At 57.3% G+C, this 4,111-nt stretch carries 3 protein-coding genes and 1 pseudogene; all 4 read left to right on the top strand.

Features of this window, described 5'->3' with window-relative positions; genetic code table 11:
- Positions 1-547: 547 nt before the first annotated feature.
- A pseudogene (locus G3O00_RS40700) lies at positions 548-976 on the top strand (DUF1016 N-terminal domain-containing protein); the annotation flags it as partial.
- A 220-nt stretch (positions 977-1,196) separates the two neighbouring features.
- On the top strand, positions 1,197-2,054 hold the full coding sequence (locus tag G3O00_RS40695) for a hypothetical protein (RefSeq protein WP_206146375.1): 858 nt from the start codon (positions 1,197-1,199) through the stop codon (positions 2,052-2,054).
- 10 nt (positions 2,055-2,064) lie between these two features.
- A complete protein-coding gene (locus G3O00_RS40690; protein ID WP_206146374.1) occupies positions 2,065-3,228 on the top strand; it encodes a hypothetical protein in 1,164 nt (387 codons plus the stop codon).
- 312 nt (positions 3,229-3,540) lie between these two features.
- Positions 3,541-4,005, top strand: a complete 465-nt coding sequence (locus tag G3O00_RS40685; protein ID WP_206146373.1) for a hypothetical protein — start codon at positions 3,541-3,543, stop codon at positions 4,003-4,005.
- Positions 4,006-4,111: the final 106 nt, after the last annotated feature.

The following is a 4,111-nucleotide window of genomic DNA, read 5'->3' as shown; positions in this document are numbered from 1 at the left end:
CGCAGCGTATCAGGCTGCAACAAGCCCGGATATAAAGCTGCAACCCATCCTGTCGTAGTCAGAGCACACGAAAACCCTTCGCAAACGGGAGGCGTTCATATAAAGGGCTATGTTACCCTTCATTTCGGGACATAGGCGAAGCCCCCACGTGCGGGGCGCTAGCCCTAGGGAATTGAGCGCTCCCACCGCGGCGATCGAAAAGCGGTCCCGTTACCGTTCCGGCGCCGATGTATTTCTGGCGCGGGCGACGACGTGCCGGTGGGCGGGTTCATTCGGCATTGCGTCGCACGCGGTCCTGGAGGTTCGCCGATCCGCGCGGGGCGACTGGAGGGGCGGCTTTGTCTCTGACGGTGCCGAAGCTCAATTGCGAGCGCCCACATTTCGCGCGGTGACAGGCTAGGGCCTCGGCGGGCCGGTGGCTGAATTCTCTCCGCGGTGCGGAGAGAATTTGGGGGAGCGCCCAGCAGGGTTCCGCCGGTGCCGAGATTCCGGTAACGTGGCCCCTATTGGCACGCACTGGCCCGTCAATTCCTCCGTTCCTGACCAGATGACCGAACTCGTCCCCGCATCACTATTGATTGACATCCGTCGCATGATTGATTCGGTGCGCGCTCGGGTGGCCGCGGACGTCAACGCTGAACTGCCCTTCGTTTTTTGGCCGGTTGGTCGTCGGATTCGAGACGATGTGCTGGGCGGTGAGCGCGTAGGCTACGGCCAACGGATCTTCCCAGCGCTCGCGCTGCGGCTGAGATGCGAGTACGGCCGAGGTTGGAGCGAGCAGCAATTGCGTCACTGGATCTGCGCGGTCGAGGTGTTTCCCGATGAGTCAATTCTCTCCGCGCTGCGGAGAGAATTGAGCTGGACCCATCTGAAGATGTTGATGTCCGTCGACGACCCGCTCAAGCGCGACTTCTACATTGAGCTCTGTCGTCTCGAGCGCTGGTCGTCACGGCAGTTGCAGGAGCGGATGCAGGCTGCACCAATCTATCGCGACGGCACGTGCCAGACTTGACGTTCAACGCGAGTCGTAATGCCAGGAGTTTGAAGTATGGCCGCGCCGGAGTGGGCCAACGTGTCCGCGCACGTTCCCAAAAATGAGGCCGACGAACATATTGCCGCTGGTCGCCATGCCTCCCGGCACCGTTGACTCGCCATGGAAAACGAGGAAAAGCCGTGATGTCCGGGAGCGATTGCACATGAGTACACCTAATCAGACCGAAACACTCGTTTTTCTCGATCGCAACGTGGTGTCGGTCGTCAAAGATGCCAACGCGGGCAAGCGACAGAAAGGCACCAAAGAACTCGCGATGCTGGAGCGGCTGCGGGCGATCGACAAGCCATTTCATTCAGTCACGCCTCTTTTCTCGCTGATTGAAGGCGAGCACGGACGCAAACCCAGCGCAGACGAACTGTTTATCGGGCTTACCAAGGAAGCCAGAGCTTTGGACGCGTTCTTTGAGTTCGCGACTACTGACTCCCTACTTCTCACCTATATGGCCGGTGTATTTGTCGAGACCTTCACCGGCATGCAGGAAGTCAGCGAGGTCGGGCGAGCGCAATTGCTTGTGCGCGGCGCGTCCCTGGTCGTCCAGAAGATCGCCCCCCCGAAGCGGAGGGCCGTTGAAGAAAAACTGCGAGACATCGCTGAAGACTTGTGCTTGCAAAATGGGGACGCCGCGCTGATGCTGCTGATGGCATGCCTTTACGGGAATGATCTTGCACGCGACGTGATCAAGCCAAGCCAGTTGATCAAGAAGCCGCACGGGGCTGATAAGACTTACAACGTGCTCAGCGATATCCATCTTATACCGCTCTTGGAGTCGATCAGGATTGAGGCGCGCAAATCTCCCATTCCTCTGCACGTGCAGTTCTGGACCCTGGACGAAGGTCTTGACCATGTGCTGAAAAACGTGGCTGTCGCAGCAAGTGAGATCGGGGCGCGAGGGGAAATACAATTGCGACTGGCCTATCTGCCCGATTTGTTCCCGGATCTGAGCAAAGACGAAGCCGTTGCATTGGTGGCCCGACTCACAACCCTACGAGCAAAGATCTAACTGCGGTTCGATGGATACTCCCAAAAATTTCGGGGATCTGGTAAAGCAAATGGAAAATTGCATCACTTCAGTTGAAGGCCCTTGGCGGCTCTACGACTTTGACACTGACGGGCTAGTCGTATTTGATGGCGGTTCGTGCGACTACTACCTGCTTTGCTACACGGATGGGTCACTCGATAACGGGGTCGTCATCAAGGCGACGGCTGCCGGACCGCGTGGACTCTTCGCGGATCGCGATGCGTCTGGGGCGTTTGGAATGTCGCCAATCGACCCTCGGAGCGTTGCTGCATTTGTCGAAGTCAAGCGCCCTGAATTTTCTGACGAACTGTTGGTCGCGCTCGCGCGTTCGCGCAAAAAAGTCGCCTTTTGGCATGACGGGATACTTGTCGGCGCAATTGAAGCACGTCGGCCTCGTGAGCAACTGGCGGAATTGTACGACCGCGCGTTCGCGATTGCAGACGGTGATATAACCGTATTCGAAGGGGGGCGCGACGAGGTACCGGAGGACGCGTACTGGGTCGATCAAACTATCGTTGTCACACCCGTCAGGATCGACGTCAGTGTTCTGCTTACCACCGAGAGAATCGTCCAGGAGGAGGACAATGCGCTTCTGCAGCGCACACATTCAGAGAACCGGGCACTTAAGAGGCATGAGAAGCGGATGCGCCGGGACAAAGAGGATCGGTTGCTCGCCTTAGGGCTGACATTCGACGAAACGCCCGCGATGAACGCCATCGCCGTATATGTTGAGACGCTGGGTCCGTTTGGACTGTTGGATGAGTTCGAAGCCTACGTGTTACGGATCATCGAGAAGCACTTCCCCAGTTACGTAGTCGGTGCGGCGGCCGACCCAGATGCGGTCCTGGCCGCGTGTGCTGAGGCCCAGACTATCTTCGAGGAAAAGTGCCGGCACAAGATCAATCTTTTATTGGCGGAAGTTCCGAAGCTGCAGCAGCGTGAAAAGATTCGGTCCGATTTTGAAAGTAGGACAGGGCTGAAGTTGCTCTTTTCTGCCGAGGTTACGCAACTGGTTGGCGGCAGCAAGTTCTTTGCTGGACAAGTTCGGGAGAACGCCCGTTCATATCTCAGTCCGGTCGGAAATCAGCGCCTCTACGCTCGCGATGATATCGAGCGCGAGTTGGCTGTAAGAGAGCAGAAGCGATCATCCGCGTAACCCAAGCAAGGCCAGTTGGTATGCATGTCGGCAAACGACGGGCAGCGTTCGTACCAAGGTTTGGCCATTGAGGTCTCGCCCTCCGGACGAAGTGAAAAGCAACGATACGGGAAGTCGACGATGCTCATATTCGAGAATGGAGGGCGGACCGAGATCTCCGTAGAAGGGCGCCGGATTCTTCACTTGCTCATACACACCCTACGTAATAGTGTACGGATGCCGGTGCGTTTGCGATCCGGTCAGCGACCTTCGAGCGCGGTCGCCTGGCATCGACTCGTATCGCAGGTCTGCGTTATGGGTTCCTCGAAAGGGATGGAGTTCATCGCTTCCGATCCCAAATTGCTACAGCAGTTTGGCGCGAGCACCGGGTTGCGCGTTTGGAGCCGACAGCGATACGACAGAGCATATATGGCCGAGCTGCTCGAGCAGTACAAGGCTACGCGATTTCCCAACAAAGCAGCGGATACCCTTCGGCAAATGGTCGAGACGCGAACTATCGTCCACAAGGCGGAGGTCGTCTTGCTTACCGGCCTATCCGGTCAAATGCCTCGTGACGAACTCCGTGACACGCTTATCGACCGTTGCAGATTCTTCAAGTTGAAGAGCGCCTCGGACTTCATGATTTCGACGGGCCTGTCCGACGACGTTATCGCACTGGATGTTCGAATTGTCGGCGTGCTGGCAAAGTATCTTCAATACGGACGTACGGCAGCGCAAGTACAGTCAAGCAGGAAGGACTATATTTCCCTAGAGGTAGTGACCTGCCCCCGGTTTTAGTCCGGACTGCAGTTAGAGTCCAAGGTTAAAAACTGCTGCTTTGCATCGTGCGCCAAGGCGAACTGCACCGGCGTCAGATAGCCGAGTGAGCTATGAGGCCGCTCGG

The organism is Burkholderia sp. Ac-20384 (assembly GCF_017104605.1).
GTDB lineage: Bacteria > Pseudomonadota > Gammaproteobacteria > Burkholderiales > Burkholderiaceae > Burkholderia > Burkholderia lata.
The sequence above is the reverse complement of the archived record's forward strand: the minus strand, read 5'-3'. Positions and strand labels throughout refer to the sequence as shown.

Coding starts and splice junctions, on each gene's coding strand:
- G3O00_RS40695 (WP_206146375.1), top strand. CDS start 1,197: ATGAGTACACCTAATCAGACCGAAACACTCGTTTTTCTCGATCGCAAC.
- G3O00_RS40690 (WP_206146374.1), top strand. CDS start 2,065: ATGGATACTCCCAAAAATTTCGGGGATCTGGTAAAGCAAATGGAAAAT.
- G3O00_RS40685 (WP_206146373.1), top strand. CDS start 3,541: ATGGAGTTCATCGCTTCCGATCCCAAATTGCTACAGCAGTTTGGCGCG.